We start from the raw sequence: 26727 nt of genomic DNA, 5'->3' as shown, positions 1-26727 counted from the left end.
ATGAAGCAAGCATGGCAGCAGTATCTGCAGATTATTCAACAGGTTGTCAAACCGGCGCTGGGCTGCACCGAGCCCATCGCCGCCGCTTATGCCGCCGCCGTCGCCGCTCGGCAACTGGGCTGTGAAGTCCGGCGCATCGAGGTCGCGGTGTCGGATAATCTCTACAAGAACTCCATGGGGGTCTATGTACCCGGCACCGGCAAGATAGGGCTGGCCATAGCCGCGGCCGCCGGTGCCATCGGCGGCAAGGCCGATGCCGGACTGGAGGTGCTGGCCGCCATCACCCCGGCGCAGGTTGCCCGGGCCCAGACCCTGATCGATGCCGGTGGCGTCCAGGTCAGCCGCACCGAGGCGCCCGAGTTCATCTACTGCCGCGTGAGTGTGTTCGGCGCTGATGAGAAGGGGGAGGAGCACAGCGCCGACGTGACCCTGTGCGGCGGCCATACCCGCATCGTCGAGCAGCGCCGCGACGGCGAGGTGACCTTCACCGCCGATCAGAGCCAGCGTGGGGCCACAGGCGCCATCTGTGACGGCGTCGACATCAGCATCGCCGCCATCCATGAGTTCGCTACCCAGGTGGAATTTGAGCAGATCCGCTTCATCCTCCAGGCCTCCGAGCTCAACGGCAAGCTCTCCGACGAAGGGATGAATCACCCCTATGGCCTGGAGATAGGCCGCACCATGCAAAAGAGCATCAGCGCCGGCTTCATCGGCGAGGATGTGATGAACCGCATCGTGATGCGCACCGCCGCCGCCTCCGACGCTCGCATGGGGGGCGCCAGCCTGCCGGCCATGAGCAACTTTGGCAGCGGCAACCAAGGCATAGCCGCCACCATCCCCGTGGTGGTGATCGCCGAGCGTTACGGCGCCAGCGAGGAGCAGTTGGCGCGGGCCCTCATCATGAGTCACCTGGGGGCCATCTACATCAAGTCCCACTATCCGCCCTTGTCGGCGTTCTGTGGCAACACGGTCACCAGCGCGGCGGCCGCCATGGCCATGGTCTATCTGGCGGGCGGCAGCCTGGCGCAATCCTGTCACGCCATCCAGAACGTGCTGAGCGACAGCGCCGGCATGGTGTGTGACGGGGCGAAAGCCTCCTGCGCCATGAAGGTGAGCACCTCCTCCGGCGCGGCCGTGCGCGGCTTCCTGATGGCCATCAACAGCCATTCGGTATCGGGGCAGGGGATCGTCTCGCACGATGTCGAGCAAACTATCAAAAATATCGGGCAGATGGTAAAAGACGGCATGTCTGCCACAGACACCACCATTATCGACATCATGTCTGCTTGATCACGCGACCTGGCTGCTGCCGGTGACGGGCAGCAGCACTACCATGAAGGCCCCCATGAAACTGCAAGAGTTGACCCCGACTGACTTCGAGATCCTCAAGGCGATGGAGATCATAGTGGACGGCATAGCCGCCATGTATGGCCAGCACACCGAGGTGCTGCTGCACAGCCTGGATGTGCGCAATCCTGCCATCATCAAGATTGCCAACGGCCATATCACGGGCCGCAGTGTCGGGGCCCCCATCACCAACCTGGCGATGATGAAGCTCAAGAGCGGGCAGGACATCTCCAGCCCCTACATGACCAAGTGCGCCACCGGCAAGACCTTGCGCTCCCTCACCACCGTCATTCGCAATGGCGAGGGGCAGGCCATAGGGCTGCTCTGCATCAACACCGACATGGACGCCCCGCTGCAATCCGTGCTGCGCACCATGATGCCAGAGTGCATGCAGCACCATGAGCCGAGCGGCACGCCGGAAGTGTTTGCCCGCAACATAGACGAGGCCCTCAACAGCACCATAGACACAGTCAGTGCCGAGGTGCGTGGCAACGACGCCGTGCCGCCGTCCCAGAAGACCCGGGTCATGGTCAACCAGCTGCATGATCTGGGGATCTTCGAGCTCAAAGACAGCGCCCAGATAGCCGCCCGCCAGCTCGACATCTCGGTGCACTCCATCTACCGCTATCTGCGGGAAATCAAGAAAGGCTGAGCCCGCCCAGCCTGAACGTCGTGGCAGGAACCGGGTCAGCCCTGACCCGTTTGCCCGCCCCTTGCTGCCAGCTGAGTCTCCATCGCCCCGCTCATCTGTTATCATCTGCCCTTTCGTCTATCTCAACTTGCTGGAGAAACCATGCCTCGCACCCTCTATCTGCTGCGCCACGGCCAAACCCGCTATAACGCCGAGCTGAGGCTGCAGGGGCGCTGCAACTCGGATCTGACCGCCAAGGGGGAGGCGCAAGCCACCGCCATGGGCGCTCGCCTGCGCGAGCTGCTGGATGACGCCGCACGCTGGACTATCTATGCCAGCCCGCTCGGTCGGGCGCGGCAGACGGCGCAACTGGTGTGCCAACAGCTTGGGTTCGATAGCGAGCGCATCGTCTGGGACGAGCGGCTGGTGGAGCTGGACATGGGAGAGTGGGAGAGCCGCCGGGTGCCCGAGCTGCTGGCGGCCCACCCAGATCTCGATCTGGAACAACCCGACTGGTATCTGCAAGCCCCCGAGGGCGAGAGTTTTGAGAGCATTCAACGCCGGGCCCGGAGCTGGCTGCAGGATGAGCGCATTGCAGAGCGTGCCATCGTGGTTTCCCACGGCCTGTTCGGCGCCATGCTGCGCGGCGCCTATGCCGATCTCGACTACACCACCACCTGGTCACAAGAGCTGCCGCAGGATGCCTTCTTCAAACTCAGCGGCGGCCGCATCGAGCGGATCGCCTGCTAACCCCGACGAAAACGGCTCGCCACTGGCGAGCCGTTTTATTTAACAGGAGTTAGCCAACCGCCAACTTTGCTGCTTCTTTCCACATGAAGGGAGGCATCGGAGTAGCCAACTGCCATTTGATGTTCATCGGTTGGCTGCCGCTGTGGGAGATGTACTCCACCTCGCCAAAGTTCACGAAGCCAAGGGTACGGCCAAATTCATCTTTGCTCTGCTCACGGACGAACAAAAACAAGCGCTTACCCTCCTTCTTATGCTCAATATAACTCAGGCCCTTACCACGCTCAGGGCGAGCACTGTTTTGGCTCTGCCAATGGAACAGCGACTCGTTGATGGCGTAGTCGTGATAACGAGTGGTAGGGGAGAAGTGCTGCTCCGTTTTGTTCAGAGTCACGAACAGCAACTCGATATTTTGCTCTGCGATGACATATACCCCTTCGCGAGCCGTAGGCTGTTGCTCGAAGGTAGTGGCGCCAAAGCCGACCAGTACCTGCTCTCTGGCATAACGGGCATGCAGTTGCAGCGGATTACCGGGCAAGTGAGGCATGGCTCGTTGCTCGTGCTGCACCCGGTTGATCAGCATGGGCAACAGATCTGCCAGCTCGGTCCTTAACTCTGGTTGATTGAGTCGTTTCAGGCTGTGCGCCAAGGAGCTAAAGCCTGCATTGGGACCGCTCTGTTGCCAGAAGTCGTAATGGCACATCAAGGCCATGCGTTCATCGTGCTCGGCCGTTAAGGTAAAGGCGTCTGCCACCAAGGTTTGTAAGAATTTCAAGTAATGGAGCGCATCGCAGCCCAATAGCCGGGTTTTGATGGCCCGGGTGTAGAGGGTAGATAACTTCTCATCGCTCATTTCAGAAACGGTATGGTTGCGGGCCTGTTTGACCAAGGTGCTCCAGTTGCCGCGCTTGTAGATCTCCTCGAGGCTGATATGGGGGTAAAACTTCAAAAAGTTCGCCAGCGTCAGCGGCAAATCACAATCCTGTGAAAAACGGCGGATCAGGCCCATGAGTCGCGAGGTATTGAGGGTCGCCTTCTTGATATTGCTCAGAATTAACTCTTGGGTCTGTTTTGAGAGCTCGATGCGGCAGCCCAAGGGGGCGTGAGGGAAGCCCTGTTTGATTTCGTGGCTGATCGCCTTATTGGTTTTACCCACCAGTGCCCGGAATTTCTGGGCAAAGTCATACTCAGCACGGGCATTACCGACAAAATCCAACACGGTGCAGCACTCTTTATCGTTTGCCAGTCGCAGACCCCGCCCTAATTGCTGCAAGAAGATAGTGAGGCTTTCCGTCGGTCGTAAAAACAGCAAGGTATCGACTTCCGGGATATCGACCCCTTCGTTGAAGATGTCCACCACGCAGAGAATATTGATAATCCCGGTGCGCAAATCTTGTTGTTTGCTATGCCGCTCGTCTCGGTTATCGCTGGTGAGAATGTCAGCCTTGATGCCCTTCAATAAAAATGCCTTGCGCATAAAATCGGCATGTTCACGGCTCACACAAAAGGCCAGCGCCTTGATCATGGTTATATCGGTGACGATCTCATAGAGGCTCTGGACGATTTTCTGCACCCGCTGCTGATTGTGGGTGTAGATATTGGTGAGTTCGGTGATGTCATAGCGGCCATTTTTCCAAGCGACTTGGCGCAAATCGGTATCATCGTCGATGCCAAAATATTGGAACGGACAGAGATGGCGGCGATTGATGGCCTCTGGTAGGCGGATTTCAGCGGCGATCACGCCACCAAAGTCGGCGAGAATATCACCGCCATCATGGCGCTCTGGCGTTGCGGTCAATCCCAACAGAATGTGAGGGTTAAAGGCGGCGAGCAAACCACGATAACTGGCTGCAGCAATATGATGAACCTCATCGATGACGATGTAATCGAAATATTCTGGGCTAAGACGCAAACTAGCCAGTTGGTTATTCAAGGATTGCACCGAGGCAAACAGCTGATGATAGTGGGTTGGCACAACCCCACCGACCAAGAGTTCACCAAAATGGGATTGCTTGAGCACACCGCGATAAGAGGCCAATGCTTGGCGCAAGATCTCCTCTTTGTGGGCGACAAATAGAAGCTTGGCGTCGGGTTTGGTTTTCAGAAAACGAGCAAAATCAAAGGCGGAGATGAGGGTTTTTCCTGTGCCGGTGGCCGCAACCACCAAGTTACGAAAGCGCTGGTGCAAGGAGCGCTCCATGGCCAATTGCTCAAGGATCTCCTGTTGATGGGGAAACGGCGTGATATCAAAGAAATAGGCAGGGGCATTTTTGTCGCCATCACCACGAGCCTCTTGCAGCGCATGCTGTAATTTTGTTCGGCTTTCGAGCTTGCCATCAAACAGCTCAAAATCATCGGACTCCCAATAGGTTTCAAAGGTACTCAGGGATTTCTCAATAATATGAGGGATCTCTTGCGAGGTGATTTTTAGGTTCCACTCCAAGCCACTGGTGAGGGCAGAATGAGAGAGGTTGGATGAACCTATATAGCCGGTATGAAAGCCCGTATTTCGGCAAAAGAGATAGCTCTTGGCATGCAACCGCTCGCGCTGGGTGTTGTAGCTGAGTTTGACTTCTGTGTTGGGCAGGCTGGCTAAAAATTCGACTGCCTTGGCGTCGGTTGCCCCCATATAAGAAGTGGTAATCACTTTTAATTGGCGGCCGCTACGGGTGAACTCCTCCAGCTCATGGCGAAAAATACGAATACCTGCCCATTTGATAAATGAAACCAACCAGCAGATGCTATCTGCCGATAATATTTCCCGTTTAATCTCTGATTCCATCGACAAACCCGCATTGCTGCCGCAGAAAAGCTCACTTTGCGTTAGACCTGTCAGAGGGAAAATATCTTCGGCATATTGCTTTAAATTAGCGGAGATGGGGTTATCCAACTGATAGAGAGCCGTCAGGATTTTCCCCTGACTATCGATGAGGTTCTCGCCAATAAAGTCTGGGTCTTGTGTGCGATCCTTTAACCAAAGCAATAACTGGTTAGCCAGTTCAATTTGCCGTTGCAGCTGATCCTCTCCAGTGACCGAACCCACCGCATATTCCAAAACACGGCTCAGAAATCGTGATAACCAAACTGCCGCTTCGGCCGGCTCAAGCTGGCGTTCCCCTACGTAAAAACGCTCGCGGTCGAGTCGAGATGTCAGCAGTTGAGTAATGAGCTGTTCATAAATGCCGCATTGTTGCATCGCACACTGGCCTTGAACGTTGTACATAAGGGTGGCGAGAAGAGTATCATTTTTTCCAACCAAATCAGTAAGCTGTTGTCGCCTGTTACTCGTTTGAAGATCGCTCCGGTTTTCCGTGATACAGCTCGGCAGTGGCAACCACAGGGAGGTGGTGATGGATCCGGTTTCTTATCTTTTTTCGGCCTATCTCAATCTGGTGCAGCAGCAGGTATCGGATATTTATGGCACCGAGCCCAAGTCGCTGGTGGTGGAGTATGAGGGGGAGCAGATCCCCTTTGTCTTCCAGTTCTGGCAGCTTCAGCCCAAAAGTGTCTGCCGCAGTTACGAGCAGGATGCGCGACGTTTCAGCCAGTGCACCGTCAAGGCGTCCGCCCTGTTTGGCAAGCTGTGTGACGAGTTGTCTCGCCAGGACAGTAATTGGCAGCAACCTCAGTATCGCGCTATGTACTGTGCGGCGTCAGTCAACTATCGCCCCATGATCGCCGACATTCGCGAGAGCAAACAGGATCCTGCCCGGCAGGCTGAACGCGCCTGCAATCAGGCCATTCTGGCGGCCATGGACAGTGATGATGAAACCCTGCTGGCTCAGCGTGAACAGGCTTGTAGCGCGCAGCGGTGAACACCAAGGCCTCTTTCATTCAGCCATCAGCCGTTCTAGGCCATCTTTGCGCCTTGCGGCACAGTTGCCATGTGTGCAATTGGATATGATGAGGGGGCTGGCGGGCCAGTCTGTACGGCCTGCGGCATCGACACACAGCAACCAGGAGGGGACATGATCAGCCACATCGACCATCTGGTATTGACGGTGAGCGACATAGAGCGGGCCGTCGCGTTTTACAGCTCTGTGCTCAACATGGAGGCCATCACCTTTGGCAAGGGGCGTCGGGCGCTGCGCTTTGGCAACCAGAAGATCAATCTGCAACTGCCGGGGCAGGAGCCGCGCAACCGGGCGCAGGTGGGGGCGGGGGATCTCTGCCTCATCACTCGCTGGCCGCTGGAACAGGTCATAGCCCAGCTTCACTGTCACGGAGTCGAGATAGTGGAGGGGCCGGTCACCAAGAGCGGCGCCTGCGGGCCCATCGAATCCGTCTACTGCCTGGATCCGGATCAGAACCTGGTCGAGATCAGCCGCTATCCCTGATGGCGCTGTCTGATCCCTGCCGGCGAATGCTGCGGGCCCTGCCATGGCTTGGACCCGCCAGCCCCTATCGTAATCAGCTGCCTCTGGAGGGGGGATGACGCCCCTCGGCTGACGACTCGCGCTTGACTGCCTGCCGACCGCCCTAAAAGGGCGAGTCCGGCGTATCCACTTCATCCAAAAACGCGTCTATGTCGGCCCGATAGTCGGCATCGCTGCGCTCGTTGCCGACCTGTGCCGGCTGCCCCATGGCCGCTGGCGGGAGCTGGGCTGGCGCCGTCAGCGTCTCCATCACCCGCGCCTGCAGATAGGGGTAGAAGGGGTTGGAGGAGGTGCGGGTGAGGGCGCCGGGATTGACGATCAGTACCCCGCGCTCCCCGCGCAGGGCCAGGCCGCCCAGGTTGATGCCGTACTGGTTCATCTGCTCGGGGCGGGGCGCCATGCCATAGAGGGGATCGTCCATGGGGAAGGGCAGGGCCACGTGGGAGAGGGAGTAGATCTCCTTGGGATAGTCGATGCCAAGGGGCTGGATCTGCTGCGGCCCGCCGCCCGCGGCCAGGGTGCTGGCCTGGGTCTGTGGACGAGACGTCGCCTCGTTGCCCACCACCGTCAGCCGATAGGGCTGGGGCTGGCTCGGCAGCAGGTGACTCAGGGCCAGCTCGGAGGCGCTGTTTATCAGGGGGCCGAAGACAGAGCCGCGATTGATGTCGAACAGCACCAGCTCGCTGCCGTTGGCCGGCAGGAAGTGGTAGAGATCGGCGATGATGGAGCGGGTGCTGACCGTGTAGTCCATCACAGACTGGAAGGTGAGGGCCGGGGGAAATGCCACCAGCTCGCCACTGGCTGCCAGCTGGCGCACTTGCTGCTGGATGGCGTGGGTCAGCCGGTAGGATTGGCGTGCCCCGTTGACCGGGAAGGAGTTGTATTTGAACGGATTGAACTCCGGCATGATGCCGAGCCAGGCCGCGTTGGCAAAGGCGGGCAGCAGGGCGGGCACCGCCTTCAGGCCAGCAAAGCGGGCAAAGCGGGTCACTCCTATCATGGGGGAGATGAGCACCAGCCGATCCGGCTTCGCCAAGGTGCCCGTCTTGTCTTCCAGCGCATCCAGCGCGTATTTCACCGCCAGTGCGCCGCCGTTGGAGAAGCCCACCAGATGCAGCGGCAACTTGCCCGGAGCCAGCACCCTGGCCTCGCGCACCGCCAGCCGGGTGGCTGCCAGCCAGGTTTCCCACTCCATCTTGACCAGCCCGGCGGGCACTGTGCCGTGGCCGGGAATGCGCAGGCCCAGGGCGATGAAGCCCTGCTCGCGATAGCGCTGGGCCAGGTGACGCAGGCTGTAGGGGGAGTCGGTCAGGCCGTGCAGGAACACGGCCACCCCCTTCACCTCGCCATCCGGGCGCAGCAGGTAGGATCGGTTCCAGTTATCGCGAAAATGGGCGGGATTGATGGGCGCATCCTGAAAGTAGCGATTGCCCGCCAGCTGTTGCTCCGGCGGCGTCTTGGCGACCACCTCTTGCTCCACCAGACTGAACAACTGCTGCTCGCGGGTTAGATAGGCTTGCCAGTCGCTGCTATCCAGCGCCTCGGCACTGAGTTCGGGTGGCACAAAGGTATGCCACAGTTGTAGCGGCGCCGCCTGCCAGGCGAGGTAGGCGATCACCCCCCAGCCGAGCAACAGCGCCAGCAACAGGGTCAGCAGAGAGAGGCGAAGGAGGCGACGGGTACGAGCCAGCATGAAACTGTCCTTGGCAATGAAGAGGGGGCCGGCACAGGTTGGGCCGGGCTGCCGGAATGAGCGCTGCGATTTGAATGCAGAAATATGGTCTAAAGCCTAATGGAAACAAGGTGATAAGTACAGGCGATGGCAGGTGGCAAGGCCATGAAAAACGCGGCAGCCCCTGGGCTGCCGCGCTGTGTGTTGGGCCTGGTCAGTTGAGCTGAACTAGCAGACCCCCTGCGCCAGCATGGCATCGGCCACCTTGACGAAGCCGGCGATGTTGGCGCCGCTCTCGTAGTTCACATGGCCCTCGCCATCCTGTCCGAAGCGGACACAGGTGGCGTGTATGCTGGTCATGATCTCCCTGAGGCGGGCATCCACCTCTTCCCGGCTCCAGGAGAGGCGCTGGGCATTCTGGCTCATCTCGAGGCCCGAGGTGGCCACGCCCCCCGCATTGGCCGCTTTGCCCGGGGCAAATAGCACCCGGGCCTCGTGGAATAGCTTGATGGCGGCGGCGCTGCTCGGCATGTTGGCCCCCTCGGCCACCAGCTGCACGCCGTTGGCCACCAGTTGTCTGGCGTCCTCTTCCCCCAATTCGTTCTGGGTGGCGCAGGGCAGGGCAATCTGGGTGGGCAGGTGCCAGGGCGTGCGGCCGCTCAAAAACTCGAGCCCCAGCTCGTGGGCATAATCGGCAACCCGCTTGCGCTGCTCGTTCTTGAGTGCCATCAACCTGGCCAGCTTGGCGGGGGTAAAGCCATCCGGATCATGGACTGTGCCACCGGAGTCGGAGGCGGTGATCACCCGGGCGCCGAGCGCCATCGCCTTCTCGATGGCGTATTGGGCCACGTTGCCCGAGCCAGACACCGACACCGTCATGCCCGCCAGCGACTGATCGCGATGGGCCAGCATGGCCTGGGCGAAATAGAGCAGGCCGTAGCCGGTGGCCTCGGGGCGAATGAGACTGCCACCAAAGGAGAGTCCCTTGCCGGTGAAGACGCACTCGGCGCTGTTGGTGAGCTTCTTCATCATGCCCGCCATGTAACTCACCTCGCGCCCGCCCACCCCGATATCGCCGGCCGGCACGTCTGTGTTGGCCCCCAGGTGGCGATAGAGCTCCAGCATCAGCGCCTGGCAGAAGCGCATCACCTCCCCCTCGCTCTTGCCCTTGGGATCAAAATCACTGCCGCCCTTGCCGCCGCCCATGGGCAAGGTGGTGAGGGCGTTCTTGAAGGTCTGCTCGAAGGCGAGGAATTTCAGTACCGAGAGATCCACCGAGGGATGAAAGCGCATGCCGCCCTTGAAGGGGCCTATGGCCGAGCTGTGCTGGATGCGATAGCCGCGATTGACCTGTACCCGGCCCTGGTCGTCGACCCAGCTCACCCGAAACTGGATCAGCCGCTCCGGCTCCACCAGCCGCTCCAGCAGGCCGTGCTGCAAATAGCGGGGGTGGCGTTCCACATAGGGCCAGATGGAGGCGACCACCTCGCTCACCGCCTGAATGAACTCGGGCTGGTGGGGGTTGCGGCTGGCCACCTGGGCCAGAAAATCCGTCTGGGATAGGGAATGACTCATCTGTAACTCCTGTAATGAATGATGAAATTGGCCTCTTGCCAGAGAAAAGCGCATGCCGTGCATCCAAATTTATGATTTGTGTTGGGGATGAATGCGGACAAAGATTTGGTTTTGTGTCTGGTTTGCCAACGATTGTTGTGTTGGCCGCCGAAAGTCACAGAAAACCGGGATGGCTGCAGCAAGATAATTCGCGACAACGAAAATCTTTTTATGCATTTTAAGTTAATAAATAGCAAGCTGTTATTGGTGATGTAGGGCGCAGGGGCAAGCCGGTTGCATATGGCGTGAATGTTTTCAGGATGAAAATGGGAGGCTCTTTATGCCTCGCCCTGGTCGCCATTTTTTAACCTTTCTCTTGGCCGCATCCCGGCCTTGCCGTGTTGGGCGAGGAGCAAGGCGCCAGCGGTGCGGCCGCATAATGGCATGACGCCACGCACATTTTGGGGTGGCGCGTCGCCGTGGATGGCAAGTATCCGGCGTGCTGGACGGGGCAATATGCTACTGTAGCGGCGTTTTTTGATGGTTAAGCTGGCCTTGGCCTTTTTGAAGATGGAATGGTATGCAGAACTTTGACGTAGTGAATCGGCTGATGCAGCAGACAGCCTCCCCGGCCTGGCCGGAACCGGCAACCGCGCAACTGGATGGGGCTATCGGCCTGTGGCAGGTGACTCATGCTGGCTGATGAATCCATGCGCCTGAACAAATACATCAGCGAGAGCGGCATCTGCTCGCGCCGTGAGGCCGACCGCTTCATCGAGCAGGGCCAGGTCTTTATCAATGGCAAGCGGGCCGGGATCGGCGATCAGGTGTTTGCCGGGGATCTGGTCAAGGTCAACGGTCAGGTGATCGAGGCGCGGGAAGCCGACAGCCTGGTCTTCATCGTGCTCAACAAGCCGGTGGGCATAGTCTCCACCACGGAGGCGGGCGAGAAGGACAATATCGTCGATTTCGTCAACCACAGCACCCGCGTCTTCCCTATAGGGCGGCTCGACAAGGACTCTCAGGGGCTCATCTTCCTGACCAACCACGGCGATCTGGTCAACAAGATACTGAGGGCGGGCAACGATCACGAGAAAGAGTACCTGGTGACCGTCGACAAGCCGGTGACCGACGAGTTTGTGCGTGGGATGGCGGCCGGGGTGCCTATCCTCGGCGCCGTCACCAAGAAGTGCAAGGTGAAGAAAGAGGCGCCCTTCGTGTTTCGCATCACCCTGGTGCAGGGGCTCAATCGCCAGATCCGCCGCATGTGCGAACACTTCGGCTTCGAGGTGACCAAGCTCGAGCGCATTCGCATCATGAACGTCAGCCTCAAGGGGTTGCCGGTGGGCGAGTGGCGGGATCTGACCGACGACGAGCTGATCGAGCTGTTCAAGCTGATCGAGGACTCTTCCTCCGAGGTGAAACCGGCCAAAGGCGACAAGCCCAAGGTGGCCAAAGCCGCTGTTGCACAAACCGGCAAAGCGGCGCAAGGCAAGAAGCCGCGCCGGGATGATGATCACGAGATAGGCGGTCGTCCCAATGTGCCGGGCCCGGAAGCCTTCGAGAAGAAGAGCCCGGTGGGCAAGGTCGGATCCGGTAAAGGGGCTGCCAACAAAGGCGGCGCTGGAAAAGCCGCCGCAGGCAAAGGGGCCCCCAACAAGGGCGGCAAACCGGCCGCAGCCAAACCACGCGCCGGCCAGTCTGGCCGCCAGAAGAAGGGGCGCTGAGGCGCAACCCTGAGTGGCGTCAGCCTCCCCTTGTTATCCCCAACACACCGGCCTCAGGCCGGTGTTTTGCTTTGGGCCTGACTGCTGGCCGTGGCCGCAGACGCTGGCAACCTCATCACCTTGGCATAGCTGCGCGGATCGAGGCGCAGCACCAGCAGGCTCATCAGCACCAGGCCCCCCAGCTGCCACTGCCAGGCGGCGGCGAAGTCACCGCTCAGGTGATGGAGGCGGGCGGCCACCCAGGGGCCGGTAGCCGCCAGCATGAAGCCAAATCCCTGCATCAGGGCGCTGAGGGTGCCGGCGCGGCGCGGGTCGGGCAGGTGATCCAGCGCTATCACCATAATGAGGGAGAAGCTGCCGCCGAGCCCTGCGCCGCACAGCATGCACCAGAGGATGGGGGCGGCTTGTGGGGCGAGCCAGAGGCCGCCAAATCCCGCCAGTTGCATGACAATGGCCAACCCCATCCAGGGGCGCCGGTCTGTGTTGCGTGCCGCCAGCAGCGGCAGGCCGAGGCCGCTGGCGGTCTGGGCCAGTGCCAGCCAGGCCACCAGCTCGCCTCCCTGCTGGGCGCTCCAGCCTTGCGCCATGTAGGCGGGTGCCAGCCAGGCGACGACTATGCCGTAGCCGCTGTTGATGATGCCAAAGCAGCCGATCAGCAGCCAGCTGCGGGGCAGGGCGATCAGCCGCTGCTCGCCGTGGGGAATGGCGACTGCGGTGGCGCCTGGCAGCCGTACCCGCCAGATAAGCCAGACCATGGCCAGCAGCACCGGCAGGCTCCACAGCGCCAGCGCCCGCGACCAGTCGAGGCTCGCCACCAGCTGCGGGGTGAGGCTGGCTCCCAGCGCCCCGCCTCCCATCATGCAGGCGGAGAAGATCCCCATCACCAGCGGCACCTTGTGGGCGAAGCGCTGCTTGATAAGGCCGGGCAGCACCCCTTGCACCAGTGCCGAGCCCAGGCCACAGAGCGCCGCGCTGGCGATCAGCAGGGCGCCGCTCTGGGCATCGAAGCGCATGGCATTACCCATCCCCAGCAGCAAGAGGGCGGCCCCCAGCAGTTGGCGCGGGCCTGTGAGACGACGCAGGCCAGGGGTGATCAGCACGCCGACCCCGATAAGCCAGAGCGGCAGCAGGGTGAGCCAGGCCAGGGTATCCATGCCCAGCGCCAGCGCGTCGGCAATGTCGCGGCTCAGGGGGCCAATGGCGGTGAGAAAGGGGCGCAGGTTGAGGCCAATCAGGATCACCAGCACCAGCAGGGCCAGTGCCTGCTTGCCATCGGCGGCGGCACCGGCAGGCAGGCCCTTACTCATGAGCCGGCTCCGCCTGCGGCTTGGGAGCCTCATCGCCATAGAGGCAGGCGGCGCTGATGGAGCTCGGCAGCTTGATGAGGGGCAGGGGGGGCGGCTTGAGGGGCAGTCGCAGCTTGTCATAGCTCGATGTGCTGTCAAAGCCGAAGGGGGCAGCATCCTGATTGTCGAAGGCGTAATAGACGGCGCGAATGCCGTTCATCACCAGGGCGCTCAGGCACATGGGGCAGGGGTGACCGCTGGCATAGACGATGGCCCCCGCCAGCGGCCCCACCTGGCTGGCCTGGCGCAGGGCCTCCAGTTCCGCATGGCGGGTGGGGTCACCGTCCAGATGCATGGCGTTGACGGCGCTCGCCACCAGTCGGTCATCCTGCACCAGCAGGGCGGCGAAGGGGCGGCCACCCTGCCGGCGGTTGCAAAGGGCCAGCTGCAACGCCTGCTCCAGCCACCCTTGATGGGCGGGATCCGTGAGGGCGGTCAGCGAAGGGGCAAGGCGAGTGCCGGTGGAGTCGACAGGGGTATGGGACATGAGAGAGACCTTGAGCCAATGAGGGGAGCAGACCAGCCTAGCGGGGGATCCAGTCATGGGGAAATTAAATGATAGAATGGCATTCAGTGGTTTTGTAAATGGAGTGCCCCATGCTGGATCCCCTGTTGCTACGCAGCTTCGTCGCCATCGTCGACACCGGCAGCTTCACCCGCGCCGGTGAGCGGGTGCACCTGACCCAGTCCACCATCAGCCAGCAGATGCGACGCCTCGAGCAGCAGCTCGGCTGCCCGCTGCTTGACCGCTCCGGCCGCCAGGTGGTGACCACGACGGAGGGTGAAAAGCTGTTGGGGCTGGCTCGCCGCATCCTGGCGCTGCTGATGCAGGCCGAGGAGCAGGTGACCGAAGGGAGCCTGCAACTGAGCCTGGGGGTGCCGGAGGACTTCGCCGCCGGCGCCATGGCCCCTGTGCTGGCGGCCTTTGCCCGCGACTATCCGCAGGTACGGCTGGAGGTGCACAGCGGCCTCAGCCACGAGATCTGGCAGCGGTTCGAGGCTGGCGAGCTGGACTTGGCGCTGGTCAAGCAGGCGCGGGGGCAGGGGACACCGCTCGCCAGCTGGCGTGAACCCCTGGCCTGGGTCGACAGTCGCGACTGGCCCGCCAGCGAGCGGGATCCCCTGCCGCTGGTGGTGTTCCCGAGCGAGGGGCTCTATCGGCGGCAGATCACCGAGGCGCTCGATGGACAGGGGCTGCGCTGGCGCATCGCCTATGTCAGCGCCAGCCTCGCCAGTTTGCAGGGGGCCGTGAGTGTGGGGATCGGGGTCAGTCTGTTGCCAAGACGGCTGCTGCAACCGGATCAGCGGGAGCTGAGCCACTGGCCGGCGGTGGCGCCGGTGGAGCTGGCACTGCATTTGGGGGCGGAGCGCGGCGAGCCGCTGACTCGCCTCGGTGAGGCCCTCATCAGCCTGTGCGACCAGGTGATGGGGCCCGCCTGAATGGTTAGGCTCGCCGTCGAGGGGTCAGCCTCAGGCGATGGCCTGACGCGGCAGCACGGCGAGCCAGAGTTCGACCTCGCCGCTGCCGGTCTCCGGGTCAAAGGCGGCGCCATAGCGTTCGAAATCGGGCTTGTGGGCCGACTGGTAAGCGGACTGCGCCAGCCAGTCCAGCGCCTGTTGCCAGGTATTCGGCATGGCCGAGACATGCCCCTTATGCAGGAAGACGGCATAGGTCTGGGGCTCGATGCGCATCCGCCCCAGCGTCTTGGGCAGCACCTCCAGCGCGGCGACTTCCACCGCACACATGTATTCGCATTGGGTCGCGGTCACGCCGCAGATGACGCCATAGGCATGCTCGCCCAGCTGGCCCGGCAACGGGCCCAGGGCGCTGAAGTCACGCCATTGGCCGCCGAAGTCGGCGTGGGCGAAGGCATGATGACGGCGCAGGCCGCCAAACAGCATGGGGCGGCCGGTTTCGAAACGGATAGGACCTGTCATGGTACCTCCTGTGCGGGGTGGGGCGGCAGCGCTGCCGTGCTCAGTGATCCTTGCCTTCTTTGAGCTTGCGTTGATAGTCCTCGGAGACGATGGCCAGCGCCGCCAGGGCCAGCGCCGGATCGATCCGGTTGGTCTCCAGCAGCTCGATGAGATCCACCGCGAGCTTGACCTCGGGCGGGGCATTTTCCAATGACATGACAGACTCCGTAATGGGCAAAACGCCATTATACAGAGCCGCACCCGGATAGGGATCGGCCCAGTGTCACGGGCGATCCGGCTCAGAGGTGCTGGCGCATCTCCTTGTCTATCTCCTCGCGCAGGGCCATCAGCTTCTTGGCGTACTGCTGCAACTGCCGATCGGCAGCCGAGACAGGTTGCCACTGGGGCACAGGGGTCGGTGTGCCCGTCTCGTCCATGGCCACGAAGATGATGATGCAGTGGGTGGTCTTGTGGCGCTCCCGGCTGGCCGGGTGGCGGCTGTAAACATCCACCGCCAGGTGCATGCTGGTGGTGCCTGTGTGGATCACCTGGGCGTGTACCTCCACCAGCTGGCCTATCTGGATGGGGCGCAGGAAGCGGATCCCCCCAACGTAGACGGTGACCGCATAGCCGCCGCACCAGCCGGCGGCGCAGGCGTAACCCGCCTGATCGATCCACTTCATCACCATGCCGCCGTGCACCTTGCCGCCGAAGTTGACGTCGGCGGGCTCGGCCAGGAACTGCAGGGTCAGTTCGCGGAGTGGGGTCAGGTTTTCTCCAGGGGCCGGGTTCATTGGCGGTAACTCTTGCGATAGGCATCGGCCTGCTGGCAGGGGGGCAGGCTGTTGAGATCGGGCCGCTTGTTGCCCTCCCGCTGGCCGAAGCTGGCGAACTCCTGCTGGCATTTGGCGGCCTTGCCACCGGCCTTGATGCAGGCATCGATCCGCTGTTGCTTGCCCTGTTCGACCAGCTGTTGCTGGGCTTGCTGGCAGGCGGTATCCAGTTTGGCCTGCTGGGCTTCCCTGTCTTCTACCGCGGCCAGCAGGCTGGCCGAGAGGCTGCAACCGAGCAGCAGTATGGCAATTTTCATGGCTTGTCTCCTGAAGGGGGGCGTCCCGCTATGACCAGGGCTATGCCCCCCAGAATGCCCAGTGATGACAATAACAACCGCAGTGACCAGGACTCATCCAACCAGACGAGACCGGCCAGCGCCGCGAGCAGGGGCACCAGCAACTGCACGCTGGCGGCCAAGGTGCGCCCCAGCTGGGGCAACACCTGGTACCAGAGTGAATAGCCCAGGCCGGAGGCGAGGGCCCCAGAGGCCAGGGCATAGCCGATGGCGGCCGGGCTGGCCTCAAGCTGACCCAGCAGCAGATAAAGGAGGCTGGCCGGCAGGCTGGCGCGCAGGAAGTGGCCGGCATTGGCGGCGACCGGATCGGCAAAACGCGATGCCCGCAGGGTATAGCAGGCCCAGGCGATGCCGGCCGCGATCATCAGGGCCGCGCCCAGGGGATCCGGCGCCCGGATGCCCGGCAACAGCAGCAGTACCAGCCCCGCCATGGCGAGCAGCAGACCGGCCCACTGGCGTCGTGGCAGAGACTCCCCGCGCAGCAGAGGGGGCGCCAGCATGCTGAGCTGAACGGCGGCAAACAGCAACAGGGCACCAGTGCCCGTGGTCAGGGTGAGATAGGCAAAGGAGAAGGCGGCAGCGTAGACGAGGAGGGCCAGGGCGCCGCCCCAGTCTCCCTGGCGAGGCGACGGCTGACGGGCTCGGCACAGCAGGAGCAGCACTAGGGCGCCACTGGTCAGCCGCAGCAGGGTGAACAGGGCCGGATCCATCCGTTCTTCAAACAGGGCCAGACGGCAGAGCACAGAGTTGGCGGCGAACGCCATCAGGGTCAGCAGGGTCAGCAGCAACAGGCGTGGCAGTGGCATCCATTCACCTTGAGTTCAGTGGGCGCGGCCCAGCATGGAAAATCATGCAAAGCGGAGGTCTTATGAAACAGATGCTGGAGCAATTAATGGGCGCTGGCAAGGGCTGGCTCAACGAAGGCGGCGACAGCCGCAAGTCGCAGATGAAGGGCATGGCGCAGGGCGGCCTGGCTGCCGGCGCCATGGCCTTGCTGCTTGGCAACAAGAAGGTGCGCAAGTATGGCGGCAAGGTAGCGGCGGTAGGCGGCGCGGCGGCCCTCGGCGGCCTCGCCTACAAGCTCTATCAGGATTGGCAGGCCCAGCAGAGCGGGGCCGCGCAACCTGCCCAGTCCCTCGATACCCTGCAGGGTCAGGCGCTGGATGCGCGTGCCACCCTGCTGGTGCGCGCCATGGTGGCGGCGGCCCGGGCCGACGGCCATATCGACGCCGCCGAGCGCCAGAAGATCCAGGACTACCTGACCGAGCAGGGTCAAAGCGATGCGGCGCGCTGGATTGACGCCGAGCTGGCCCGTCCCCTGGATCCGCAGGCGTTGGCCCGGGATGTGACAGACATGGAGCAGGCCACCGAGGTCTACCTCGCCTCCCTGCTCGCCATCGACGTGGACCACTTCATGGAGCGCGGCTATCTGGATGAGCTGGCGCGGGCCTTGAAACTCGATGACAACCTCAAGGGAAGTATCGAGCGGCAGGTGGCCCAGCTGGGATCCCCGAGCTGACGCCTGGGTAGCGGGAATGGCCATAACGCCCCGTCACGGGGCGTTATTGTTGCCAGCAGCGAGACCGGCCATCGGCCATGACAGGATACGATTGACCCTTTTTGTTGCCGCTGACTCCCACTATGATGGGCCTCTCGCCCATCTCAAAGAGGATGGACGACCCCAGCTGTTAGCCAACGCCAGAGCAAGGAGCACATGTTGGAGATACGCAAGGCAACCGAGCAGGATATTGACGCCATTCTCGAGCTGAATCGGCAAATCGGCTTGATCCACTTTGAACATGCCCCCGAGGTGTTCTGTCCGCCATCACCGCAGGAGCGGGATTTTCTGCTCAATGCCATCGGCAGCGAAGGGCGACTGTTTTGTGTCGCCGTGCTGGAGGCGGAAGTGGTGGGTTTTCTGACCGCCAGAATAGACATCAATGATGCCATCCCCTTTCTCAGCAAGCAGCCCATCTGCCGCATCGGCTCAGTGGTGGTTGACGAAAACCACAGATCCCGAGGCATAGGCAAGACGCTGATCGCCCATTGCGATGACTGGGGCAAGGCGCACGGTGCCCACCAGATCCGGCTGGAGGTGATGTCGTTCAACGAACGAGCCAAGGCACTCTACGAATCCCTGGGGTTCACGCGCCAGTCGGAAATTTACGCCAGATAGCCTGCTCAAGCCGGGCAAGCCAGTCGGGCCCCGTTACGGGGCCTTGTTGTTTTTGGCTGGGACGACAGCCAGTTGCTGATGGATAAGCTCGGCCAGCCGGGCGAGGGCGGCTTCCAGTTGCGGGCTCCAGGGATGGGAGCTGTTGAGGCGCAGGCAGTGGTTGTGCATCCCCTGGCTGGAGAACAGGGCCCCCGGCGCCAGCGAGAAGCCGCAACTGAGCGCCTGGACGTGCAGGGCACGGCTGTCTATGCGAGGGTCAAACTCCAGCCAGAGGAAGTGACCGCCATCGGGGGCGCTGATGCGCACCTCATCCGGGAAGAGGCGCAGCAGGGCCGCCCGCATCTGCTGCTGGCGCTGGGCCAGGGTGTGGCGCAGGCGGCGAAAGTGGGCCTCCACTCCGCCTTGGCGCAGCATCTCGGCCAGCGCCAGCTGGCTTGGCACATTGGTCGACAGGGTCGACATCAGCTGCAGTCGCTGCACCCGCTCGGCGTGGCGGCCGGCCACCACCCAGCCAACCCGAAAGCCCGGTGCCAGGCACTTTGAAAACGAGCTGCACAGCAGGCTGTCGCCACTGGTATCCCAATACTTGATGGGCCTTGGCCGCTCGCGGCCGAAGTAGACCTCTGCATAGACGTCGTCCTCCACCAGTGGCACTTCATGTGCGTTGAGCAGCGCCATCAGCGCCTGCTTGTGGCCATCCGGCATGGTGTGACCGAGCGGATGCTGGACATTGCCCATCAACCAGCACGCCTTGATGGGGCGCTGGGCCAGCGCCTCGGCCAGCAGCGCCAGATCGATACCCATCCCCGGGATCACCGGGATCTCCACCGCGTTCAGTTTCAGCCGCTCTATGGCCTGCAGGGCGCCGTAGAAGGTGGGGGACTCCACCACCACCCAGTTACCGGGCTCGGTCAGTACCTGCAGGCTGAGGGAGAGTGCCTCCATGGCCCCCGTGGTGATGATGATCTGCTGGGGGTCGACAGCCAGCCCGTCGCTGGCATAGCGCCGGGCGATGGCCCGGCGCAGCGCCTCGTTGCCGGGGGGAAGGTCGGCCACAGTGCTGAAGGGGTCGAGCCGGCGCATGCAGCTGGCCAGGGCCCGCCCGAGCTGGGGGTGGGGGAAGAGCGCGGGATCCGCCACCGCCATGCCAAGCGGCACCAGTTCCCGGGATTTGCTCGCCTGCAACACCTCGAACACCAGATCGTTGATGTCCACCGAGCCGCTGTAGTGGGCCTGTTGCGGCGCGCTGGCCCGCAGCGGGGAGGTGGCGGCCTTGACGTAGTAGCCGGACTGGGGCCGCGCCAGTATGAGGCCGCGGCTTTCGAGCAGCTGATAGGCCTGCAGCACAGTCATGGGGCTGAGGGCGTGGGTCTTGCAGCTCTGGCGAATGGAGGGAATGCGCTCCCCCGGTTGCCAGACGCCGCGCTCTATCTGCTGTTGCAGGCGGTCGGCCAGCTGACGGTAAAGGGACATGCGATAAGACAACTGTTATAGGTGTAATTCAATATAACTGCATCTGTTATAGGTGTCATGACTCATGTTGTACTTGGCAGGCGAAAACCTGTCTGTTAAATGCAACATAGAGAGTCCTGCATGATTAGCCTGGATGATGTGGTAAGCCTGTCCCGATTGCAGTTCGGGGCCACGGCCATGTTTCACTTCCTGTTTGTGCCCCTCACCCTGGGGCTGTCCTGGATCCTGGTGATCGCCGAATCCGCGTACGTGATGACCGGCAAGGTGATCTACAAGGACATCACCCGTTTCTGGGGCAAGCTGTTCGGTATCAACTTCGTGATGGGGGTGACCACGGGGATCACCCTGGAGTTTCAATTCGGCACCAACTGGGCCTACTACTCCCACTATGTCGGCGACATCTTCGGCGCCCCCCTGGCGGTGGAAGGGCTGATGGCCTTCTTCCTGGAATCCACCCTGGTGGGCCTGTTCTTCTTCGGCTGGGACAGACTCTCCCGTGGTCAGCACCTGATGGTGACCATGCTGGTGGCGCTCGGCTCCAACCTCTCCGCCCTCTGGATCCTGATCGCCAACGGCTGGATGCAGAACCCGGTCGGCGCCGAGTTCAACCCCATGACGATGCGCATGGAGCTGACCGACGTCACCGCCGTGCTGTTCAACCCTGTGGCCCAGGTCAAGTTCGTGCACACGGTGGCGGCGGGTTACGTGGCCGCCTCCCTGTTCGTGATGGGGGTGAGCAGCTGGTATCTGCTGCGCCGCATGGAGGTGCGCTTCGCCTTGCGCTCCTTCGCCATCGCCTCCGGTTTCGGGTTGGCGGCCATCCTTTCGGTCATAGTCCTCGGCGACGAGTCAGGTTATCGCACCGGTGAGGTTCAGAAGGTCAAGCTCGCCGCCATCGAGGCGGAGTGGGAGACAGAACCCGCCCCGGCGGCCTTCACCCTGTTCGGCTGGCCCGATCAGCGTGCCGAGACCACTCACGCGGCCGTCAAGATCCCCTATCTGATGGGCATCATCGCCACCCGCTCCCTGGATGAGGCGGTGACCGGCATCAAGGATCTCAAGGCCGAGCACGAGGTGCGTATCCGCAGCGGCATGCTGGCCTATGGCGCCCTGGAGGCGCTGCGCCAGGACGGTGGCAACGGCGCCGCCCGCGCCACCTTCGAGCAGCACCGCCAGGATCTCGGCTACGGCCTGCTGCTGACTCCTCATGCCAAGGACATAGCCCGGGCCGACGAGGCGGCCATCGCCAAGGCGGTGGCGGATTCAGTGCCCCAAGTGGCGCCGCTGTTCTGGAGCTTCCGGCTGATGGTGGGCATAGGGGTTGTGTTGCTCGTGCTCTTTGCCGCCTCCTTCCTGCAACTGTGCCGGGGCCGGCTGGTGCAATCGCCGCGCTTGCTGAGGGTGCTGTTCTGGAGCATACCGCTGCCCTGGATCGCCATCGAGGCGGGCTGGTTCGTGGCCGAGTTTGGCCGCCAGCCCTGGACCATCAGTGAGGTGCTGCCGGTCTCGGCCTCGGTCTCCTTGCTGCAGCCGGGCCAGATCTGGTTCAGCCTCATCTCCATCAGCCTCATCTACACCAGCCTGCTGGTGGTGGAGCTGTTCTTGTTGCGTCATGTGATCCGCAAAGGGCCCGCCAGCCTGAAGACGGGTCGTTATCAAGGTGAAGTCTTGGCAAGCGGGAGTGCGCTCTGATGGATTACGAAACCCTGAAATTGATCTGGTGGGGCCTGGTGCTGTTCATGCTCATCGGCTTCGTGGTGATGGACGGCTTCGATCTGGGGGTGGGCCTGTTGCTGCCCATCGTCGGCAAGACAGATGAGGAGCGGCGGGTGCTGCTCAACAGCGTGGGCCCGGTGTGGGAGGGTAACCAGGTGTGGCTCATTGCCGGTGCCGGCGCCCTGTTCGCCGCCTGGCCGCTGGTCTATGCCGCCGCCTTCTCGGCGCTCTACGTGCCCTTCATGTTCCTGCTGTTCGGCCTCTTCCTGCGCCCGGTCGGTTTTGACTATCGCAGCAAGCTGGAATCGGCCCAGTGGCGCCGCTGGTGGGACAGGGCCCTGGTGACGGGGGCCCTGCTGCCGACCCTGGTATTCGGCGCGACCCTCGGCTTCCTGCTGCAAGGCCTGCCGTTTCGCTTCGACTCGCATCTTCGCATCCACTACGGCGCCTTCGATTTCAACTGGCCCCTGCTGTTGACCTGCATGGGCACGGCGCTGGCCCTGCTGATGCTGCACGGCGCCAGCTTCCTGCAGTGCAAGACCCAAGGGGTGATCGCCGAGCGCTGCGCCCGTCAGAGCCTCTGGCTCGGCCCCCTGGCCAGCGGCCTGTTTGCCCTCGGCGGCGTCTGGCTCAGCCAGATGGAAGGTTACCGCTTACAGGAGATCGGCGATCTCAACGGCGCCCTCACCCCGCTGATGAAGCAGGTGGCGCTGGCACCGGACGGCTGGTTCAGCAACTTCGCGGCGCAGCCCTGGCTCTGGTGCGTACCGGCCCTGGGCCTGCTGCTGCCCATGGTGAGCAGCCTCGCCAGTGCCCGCGGCCTGCCGCGCCTGGCGATCATGGCCAGCGGCGGCGCCTGCGCCACCATGATGCTGACCATCGCCATCGCCCTGTTCCCCTTCGTGCTGCCCTCGTCCCTGGATCCGTCGAGCAGCCTGACCCTGTGGGACGGCACCTCCAGCGAGGGCACCCTGCTCATCATGCTGGGGATAGTGGGGGTGCTGATGCCCATCAACATCGGTTACACCCTCTGGGTCTATCGGGTGGTGCGCGGCAAGGTCAGTACGGATCAGGTTCGCCAGCACGGCCATAGCCTCTACTAACCGTCTTCTACTCAAGGGAGTTTCGACTATGTGGTATTTCACCTGGATTCTGGGGCTGGGCTTTGCCCTGCTGTGCGGTTTGGTCAACCTGCTCTGGCTGGAAGCGCGCTGGGCAGCCGATGAACGGGATGACTCTCAGTCCCGATCCTGATCCCCCTCGGCCGGGGGAGGCACGAGCTGCCTCGCCCCGGCCCCTTTCTCTTGTCATCCAACCGACAGGTAATCCGATATGAAACAGACACTGAAAGCGGTCACGCTGGCCATCGGCTGCGCGCTTGCCACCGCGCCGGCCTGGGCCGAGCCCGTACAACTGACGCCATTGGACAAGGCATTCACCCTGCAAGTACTCGGCAGCGGCGGCCCCATCTCCGACGATCTGCGCGCTTCCTCGAGCGAGGTGATCTGGTGGAAAGGCAAATCGCGCATCCTGATCGATGCGGGTGGCGGCGTCTATCTGCGCTTCGGCCAGGCGGGCGCCAAGCTCGAGGAGGTCGATTTCATCGGCATCACCCACTTTCACACCGACCATGTGACCGATTTGCCCGCTCTGCTCAAGGGGGCCTACTTCTTCAAGCGCAGCGATCCGCTCGACTTGGCGGGGCCGCAAGCCGGCTCGGCCTTTCCCAGCATGAGCGGTTACTTTGATGCCCTGTTCAACCCGGACAAGGGGGCCTATGCCTACCTGAGTGGCTTCAAGGATGGCAGCGATGGCCTCTTCCCCATCACCCTGCACGATGTGCCCTACCAGACACCCCAGCCCCATCAGGTCTATCAGCAGGACGGCTTGACCATCACGGCGCTCGGCATCCCCCACGGAGACGTGCCCTGTCTGGCCTATCGCATCGAGAGCGCCGAGGGGACCATCGTCATCTCGGCGGATCAGAACGGCAGCAACCCGGCCTTTGTGCCGTTTGCCAAGGGGGCCGACATCCTGGTGATGCCGCTCGCCATCCACGAAGGGGCCGACCCGGTTTCCGCCTCGCTCCATGCCAAACCGTCGGTGGTGGCCAGGATTGCTGCCGAGATAAACCCCAGGCTGCTGGTGCTGAACCACTGGATGGGGGTCGGCCTCCATCACAAGAAAGAGGCGATGGCCATCGTCAAGCAGCAGTTCCACGGCCAGGTGGTGGCCGCCCGCGATCTCTCCAGCTACCCCGTCTCATCCGTCAAGGAGTCCAACCATGAGTAATGCAAGCAACAACAAGAGCACCGGCAAACTGACTCTCTCCATCGCCATGACCGGCCTGATCGCCCTGACCCCCGGGTTGGCGCTGGCGGCCACCCCGAGCGAGGCGCCGGTGAAGGCGGCGCCGAGCGAACAGCATGGCGGCAAGTGTGCGGCTGGCAAGTGCGGCACCGAGAAGCGCTTCGAAAAGCAGGCTTTAGACAGCGATCCGCAGGGTCGGCTGGTGCGTGCCCGTGATGGCAAGTGCGGCGTGGCAGAGCAGGGGATCGATGGCGATACCTCGCGCAAGGGCAGCAAGATGACGGAGGGGGTATGCGGCCAATAAGCTCCCGCAGTCGGGGGATAGGGCTGCGTCAGGAGCATCTGGATGCGCTCTGCTCCGGCCCCATCCGCCCCGGCATCGACTTTCTCGAGCTGGCGCCGGAGAACTGGATGGCCATCGGCGGCGCCAAGCGGGCGCAGCTGCATCAGCTGGCCGAGCGTTACCCGCTGGTGGCCCACGGCCTGAGCCTCTCGCTCGGCGATTGCCAGCCGCTCAATCGCACTTTGCTTGGCCAGATCCGCACCTTTCTGGACGAGTTCGGCATCGGGCTCTACAGCGAGCACCTGAGCTTTTCCCGCGACCAGCAGGGCTATCTCTACGAGCTCTTACCGGTGCCGCGCCAGTGGGAGAACATCCCTTATCTGGCAGCGCGGATCGAGCAGGTGCAGGAGGCGCTGGCCCGCCCGCTGGTGCTGGAGAATATCTCCTACTACCACGGCTATGAGCACGAGATGCCGGAGGAGGATTTTCTCGCCGAGCTGGTGGCGTGCAGCGGTTGCGAGCTGCTGCTCGATATCAACAACGTTTTTGTGAACAGCCGCAATCACGGCTACTGCCCCAAGCGGATGATCGCCGGATTGCCGGGCAGTGCGATCCGCTACTTCCATATCGCTGGCCATCTGGAAGAGGCGGACGGCACCTTGCTCGACACGCATGGTCGCCCGGTGTGCGAGGCGGTGGTGGCGCTGGCCCGTTATACGGTGCAGACCCACGGCCTACGCCCTCTGCTGCTGGAGCGGGATCACCATCTGCCGCCGTTGCCTGAGCTGGAGGCCGAGCTGGCGCGGGTGCATGGCGCCTGTTGCGAGGCGCTCGACAGTCAGGTGCGGGAGGTGCGCTATGGATAGGCGGTTATCACTGATCACCGCGCCCGAAGTGGCCCCGCAGCGGATGCAGCAGCAGACCGCCTGGCTGGCGAGCCGGGTGCGGTTGCCGCAGGATGGCATCGCCAGCCAGTATGCCCGCAGCGTGCGCGCCAATGTGGAGTCGGTGCTGGAGAGCGCGTTTCCGCTCACCCACGGCCACTGGGAGCCGGTGGACAGATGGCAGCTGGTGGAGGGCTTTGTCGCCCACCACGGCGCCGATGCCCCCGAGTTTCACCATATTGCCACCGAGTTTGTCCGCTATGTGCAGCATCGCCACGGCGAGGGCTCCCTCAACTGGCCAAAGCAGTGGCTGGCGCTGCTGGAGTATGAGTGGGCCTGCCTGTGTGTCGAGATTGACGAAGGGGTGGTGCCGCAAGTTGTGCCGTGGGAGGAGGTGACGGCGGAGAGTCCACTTCGGCTCAATCCCACCCTGCAACTGCTTGAGCTCCCCTTTGCCATTAGCCGCAGCGGCGTGGTGCCGACCCGGCAGGGCAACCACTTCTATGGTCTGTTTCGCAGCCCGGATCATCAGGTGGTGACCCAGCGGTTGCGCGAATGGGATGTGGCGCTGATCCAGCTGTTGCAACAGCAGCCGGGGCTTAGCCGAACGGCGTTCCAGCAACAGGTTCAACAGGTTCGCAGCGATTTTGATCTGACCGAATGGGCGTGCCATTTTCACCGGCTTGGTCTGCTGACGCGGCCTGTTGGCGAGCGCCAGCCCGGCGCCCCCTTGCCCTCATTTAGCAAACACCAAGGAGAATTCCCATGAACAATACCCTGATCCAGTGGTACGAGCGGGCGGTGGCCCAGTGCAAACGGCTCGATTTTCTGGCCCTGCTGGCCATTCGCCTCTATCTGATTCCGGTCATCTATGTGGGGGCCCACTCCAAGGTGGTGGGCTTTGCCGGTACTGTCGCCTGGTTTGGCGCGCCGGCCTCGGAAGGGGGGCTCAACCTGCCGTTCCCGACCCTGCTCGCCTTTCTGGCGGCGGGTACCGAGGTGCTGGGTTGCATCTGCATCGCCCTTGGCCTCTTCACCCGCATCATGGCTATTCCCACCATCTTCCTGATGAGTGTGGCCAGCGCCATGGTGCACTGGAAGCACGGCTGGGACGCCATCGCCACCGGCAGCATGGAGGCCACCTTGCGTCTTAACGGTTTTATCGAGTGGCTGGCCGCCAACTTCCCCGGTCGCTACAACTACATCACCGAGCTGGGAGACCCCGTGATGCTCAACAACGGTATGGAGTTTGCCGCCACCTACTTCGTGATGTTGCTGGTGCTGCTGGTGTACGGCGGGGGTCGCTATGTCAGCCTCGACTACTGGCTCACGCGAGCAGTGAACCGAGGGGCCGTTCGCCCGCAGGCGGCATAACAACAAGCAAAAATAGCAGAGCGTGAAAAAACGAGCGGCATGTGCCGCTCGTTTTTATTGGGAGA

28 protein-coding genes are annotated in these 26727 nt (G+C 62.5%); 17 read left to right on the top strand and 11 right to left on the bottom strand.

What is annotated here, in order from left to right; genetic code table 11:
- The 3 genes from AACQ95_RS07835 to AACQ95_RS07825 all read left to right on the top strand — a co-directional run bounded on the left by AACQ95_RS07835 (nucleotide 1) and on the right by AACQ95_RS07825 (nucleotide 2728).
- The gene (locus tag AACQ95_RS07835; protein ID WP_043557168.1) at nucleotides 1-1290 is read left to right on the top strand and encodes an L-cysteine desulfidase family protein; all 1290 of its coding nucleotides are present in this window, start codon (nucleotides 1-3) and stop codon (nucleotides 1288-1290) included.
- Nucleotides 1291-1345: 55 nt separating this feature from the next.
- Nucleotides 1346-1999, top strand: a complete 654-nt coding sequence (locus AACQ95_RS07830; protein ID WP_043557263.1) for a helix-turn-helix transcriptional regulator — start codon at nucleotides 1346-1348, stop codon at nucleotides 1997-1999.
- A 141-nt stretch (nucleotides 2000-2140) separates the two neighbouring features.
- Entirely contained in the window at nucleotides 2141-2728 is a 588-nt protein-coding gene (locus AACQ95_RS07825) for a histidine phosphatase family protein (protein ID WP_241278250.1), read from the top strand.
- A 49-nt stretch (nucleotides 2729-2777) separates the two neighbouring features.
- Here the strand turns inward: AACQ95_RS07825 and AACQ95_RS07820 are convergent, their stop codons facing one another.
- Complete coding sequence (locus AACQ95_RS07820) at nucleotides 2778-5921, bottom strand: DUF3427 domain-containing protein (RefSeq protein ID WP_277604323.1); 3144 nt, start codon at nucleotides 5919-5921, stop codon at nucleotides 2778-2780.
- A gap of 154 nt (nucleotides 5922-6075) precedes the next feature.
- Between AACQ95_RS07820 and AACQ95_RS07815 the strand changes: the two genes are divergently transcribed.
- Nucleotides 6076-6540, top strand: coding sequence for a hypothetical protein (locus AACQ95_RS07815; RefSeq protein ID WP_241278248.1), 465 nt, complete (start codon nucleotides 6076-6078; stop codon nucleotides 6538-6540).
- 153 nt (nucleotides 6541-6693) lie between these two features.
- The gene (locus AACQ95_RS07810; protein WP_043135206.1) at nucleotides 6694-7062 is read left to right on the top strand and encodes a VOC family protein; all 369 of its coding nucleotides are present in this window, start codon (nucleotides 6694-6696) and stop codon (nucleotides 7060-7062) included.
- 142 nt (nucleotides 7063-7204) lie between these two features.
- Here AACQ95_RS07810 and AACQ95_RS07805 read toward each other — a convergent pair whose 3' ends face one another.
- Both AACQ95_RS07805 and gdhA read right to left on the bottom strand, forming a co-directional pair.
- Nucleotides 7205-8794 (bottom strand): alpha/beta hydrolase, encoded by a 1590-nt coding sequence (locus tag AACQ95_RS07805; protein ID WP_241278247.1) that lies wholly within the window; start codon nucleotides 8792-8794, stop codon nucleotides 7205-7207.
- Nucleotides 8795-9001: 207 nt separating this feature from the next.
- On the bottom strand, nucleotides 9002-10348 hold the full coding sequence (gene gdhA / locus AACQ95_RS07800) for an NADP-specific glutamate dehydrogenase (protein WP_241278246.1): 1347 nt from the start codon (nucleotides 10346-10348) through the stop codon (nucleotides 9002-9004).
- A 671-nt stretch (nucleotides 10349-11019) separates the two neighbouring features.
- Here gdhA and rluF point away from each other — a divergent pair.
- Nucleotides 11020-12054 carry a 23S rRNA pseudouridine(2604) synthase RluF gene (rluF, locus tag AACQ95_RS07795; protein ID WP_098984448.1) on the top strand — a complete coding sequence of 345 codons (1035 nt, stop codon included), beginning with the start codon at nucleotides 11020-11022 and terminating at the stop codon, nucleotides 12052-12054.
- Between the two features lie 53 nt (nucleotides 12055-12107).
- Here rluF and AACQ95_RS07790 read toward each other — a convergent pair whose 3' ends face one another.
- On the bottom strand, nucleotides 12108-13361 hold the full coding sequence (locus tag AACQ95_RS07790; protein WP_241278245.1) for a cyanate transporter: 1254 nt from the start codon (nucleotides 13359-13361) through the stop codon (nucleotides 12108-12110).
- Complete coding sequence (locus AACQ95_RS07785) at nucleotides 13354-13887, bottom strand: nucleoside deaminase (protein ID WP_241278244.1); 534 nt, start codon at nucleotides 13885-13887, stop codon at nucleotides 13354-13356. Before AACQ95_RS07785 ends, AACQ95_RS07790 begins: the two co-directional genes overlap by 8 nt.
- A gap of 110 nt (nucleotides 13888-13997) precedes the next feature.
- On the opposite strand from AACQ95_RS07785, the gene AACQ95_RS07780 reads away from it, so the two are divergent.
- Nucleotides 13998-14840, top strand: coding sequence for a LysR family transcriptional regulator (locus AACQ95_RS07780; RefSeq protein ID WP_241278243.1), 843 nt, complete (start codon nucleotides 13998-14000; stop codon nucleotides 14838-14840).
- A gap of 30 nt (nucleotides 14841-14870) precedes the next feature.
- Here AACQ95_RS07780 and AACQ95_RS07775 read toward each other — a convergent pair whose 3' ends face one another.
- The 5 genes from AACQ95_RS07775 to AACQ95_RS07755 form a co-directional block, all read right to left on the bottom strand.
- Nucleotides 14871-15338: a GyrI-like domain-containing protein gene (locus AACQ95_RS07775; RefSeq protein WP_241278242.1), complete on the bottom strand. Its 468-nt coding sequence runs from the start codon at nucleotides 15336-15338 to the stop codon at nucleotides 14871-14873.
- A 40-nt stretch (nucleotides 15339-15378) separates the two neighbouring features.
- Nucleotides 15379-15534 (bottom strand): pleiotropic regulatory protein RsmS, encoded by a 156-nt coding sequence (rsmS, locus tag AACQ95_RS07770; RefSeq protein ID WP_005310018.1) that lies wholly within the window; start codon nucleotides 15532-15534, stop codon nucleotides 15379-15381.
- A gap of 82 nt (nucleotides 15535-15616) precedes the next feature.
- Entirely contained in the window at nucleotides 15617-16087 is a 471-nt protein-coding gene (locus AACQ95_RS07765) for an acyl-CoA thioesterase (protein ID WP_241278659.1), read from the bottom strand.
- A 20-nt stretch (nucleotides 16088-16107) separates the two neighbouring features.
- On the bottom strand, nucleotides 16108-16407 hold the full coding sequence (locus tag AACQ95_RS07760; protein ID WP_241278241.1) for a hypothetical protein: 300 nt from the start codon (nucleotides 16405-16407) through the stop codon (nucleotides 16108-16110).
- Entirely contained in the window at nucleotides 16404-17252 is an 849-nt protein-coding gene (locus AACQ95_RS07755) for a DMT family transporter (RefSeq protein ID WP_241278240.1), read from the bottom strand. The genes AACQ95_RS07760 and AACQ95_RS07755 overlap by 4 nt, the downstream gene beginning before the upstream one ends.
- A 62-nt stretch (nucleotides 17253-17314) precedes the next feature.
- Between AACQ95_RS07755 and AACQ95_RS07750 the strand changes: the two genes are divergently transcribed.
- On the top strand, nucleotides 17315-17965 hold the full coding sequence (locus AACQ95_RS07750) for a tellurite resistance TerB family protein (protein WP_241278239.1): 651 nt from the start codon (nucleotides 17315-17317) through the stop codon (nucleotides 17963-17965).
- 198 nt (nucleotides 17966-18163) lie between these two features.
- A complete protein-coding gene (locus tag AACQ95_RS07745; protein WP_241278658.1) occupies nucleotides 18164-18622 on the top strand; it encodes a GNAT family N-acetyltransferase in 459 nt (152 codons plus the stop codon).
- A 33-nt stretch (nucleotides 18623-18655) separates the two neighbouring features.
- Here the strand turns inward: AACQ95_RS07745 and AACQ95_RS07740 are convergent, their stop codons facing one another.
- On the bottom strand, nucleotides 18656-20095 hold the full coding sequence (locus AACQ95_RS07740; protein WP_241278238.1) for an aminotransferase-like domain-containing protein: 1440 nt from the start codon (nucleotides 20093-20095) through the stop codon (nucleotides 18656-18658).
- 120 nt (nucleotides 20096-20215) lie between these two features.
- On the opposite strand from AACQ95_RS07740, the gene AACQ95_RS07735 reads away from it, so the two are divergent.
- The 8 genes from AACQ95_RS07735 to AACQ95_RS07700 all read left to right on the top strand — a co-directional run bounded on the left by AACQ95_RS07735 (nucleotide 20216) and on the right by AACQ95_RS07700 (nucleotide 26662).
- Nucleotides 20216-21787, top strand: coding sequence for a cytochrome ubiquinol oxidase subunit I (locus tag AACQ95_RS07735; protein WP_241278237.1), 1572 nt, complete (start codon nucleotides 20216-20218; stop codon nucleotides 21785-21787).
- The gene (gene cydB / locus AACQ95_RS07730; RefSeq protein WP_241278236.1) at nucleotides 21787-22914 is read left to right on the top strand and encodes a cytochrome d ubiquinol oxidase subunit II; all 1128 of its coding nucleotides are present in this window, start codon (nucleotides 21787-21789) and stop codon (nucleotides 22912-22914) included. Before AACQ95_RS07735 ends, cydB begins: the two co-directional genes overlap by 1 nt.
- A gap of 28 nt (nucleotides 22915-22942) precedes the next feature.
- Complete coding sequence (gene cydX / locus AACQ95_RS07725; protein WP_241278235.1) at nucleotides 22943-23065, top strand: cytochrome bd-I oxidase subunit CydX; 123 nt, start codon at nucleotides 22943-22945, stop codon at nucleotides 23063-23065.
- Between the two features lie 78 nt (nucleotides 23066-23143).
- The gene (locus AACQ95_RS07720) at nucleotides 23144-24103 is read left to right on the top strand and encodes an MBL fold metallo-hydrolase (RefSeq protein WP_241278234.1); all 960 of its coding nucleotides are present in this window, start codon (nucleotides 23144-23146) and stop codon (nucleotides 24101-24103) included.
- Complete coding sequence (locus tag AACQ95_RS07715; protein WP_098984440.1) at nucleotides 24096-24425, top strand: hypothetical protein; 330 nt, start codon at nucleotides 24096-24098, stop codon at nucleotides 24423-24425. Before AACQ95_RS07720 ends, AACQ95_RS07715 begins: the two co-directional genes overlap by 8 nt.
- The gene (locus AACQ95_RS07710; protein ID WP_241278233.1) at nucleotides 24413-25270 is read left to right on the top strand and encodes a DUF692 domain-containing protein; all 858 of its coding nucleotides are present in this window, start codon (nucleotides 24413-24415) and stop codon (nucleotides 25268-25270) included. The genes AACQ95_RS07715 and AACQ95_RS07710 overlap by 13 nt, the downstream gene beginning before the upstream one ends.
- Nucleotides 25263-26057: an HvfC/BufC family peptide modification chaperone gene (locus tag AACQ95_RS07705; RefSeq protein WP_241278232.1), complete on the top strand. Its 795-nt coding sequence runs from the start codon at nucleotides 25263-25265 to the stop codon at nucleotides 26055-26057. The genes AACQ95_RS07710 and AACQ95_RS07705 overlap by 8 nt, the downstream gene beginning before the upstream one ends.
- Nucleotides 26054-26662 carry an HvfX family Cu-binding RiPP maturation protein gene (locus AACQ95_RS07700; RefSeq protein WP_103471863.1) on the top strand — a complete coding sequence of 203 codons (609 nt, stop codon included), beginning with the start codon at nucleotides 26054-26056 and terminating at the stop codon, nucleotides 26660-26662. Before AACQ95_RS07705 ends, AACQ95_RS07700 begins: the two co-directional genes overlap by 4 nt.
- Nucleotides 26663-26727: the final 65 nt, after the last annotated feature.

The sequence above is a fragment of the Aeromonas sp. MR19 genome (assembly GCF_963899305.1).
Classification (GTDB): Bacteria; Pseudomonadota; Gammaproteobacteria; order Enterobacterales; family Aeromonadaceae; genus Aeromonas; species Aeromonas bestiarum.
Note: the sequence above shows the minus strand (reverse complement) of the source record. Positions and strands in the feature narration are given on the sequence as shown.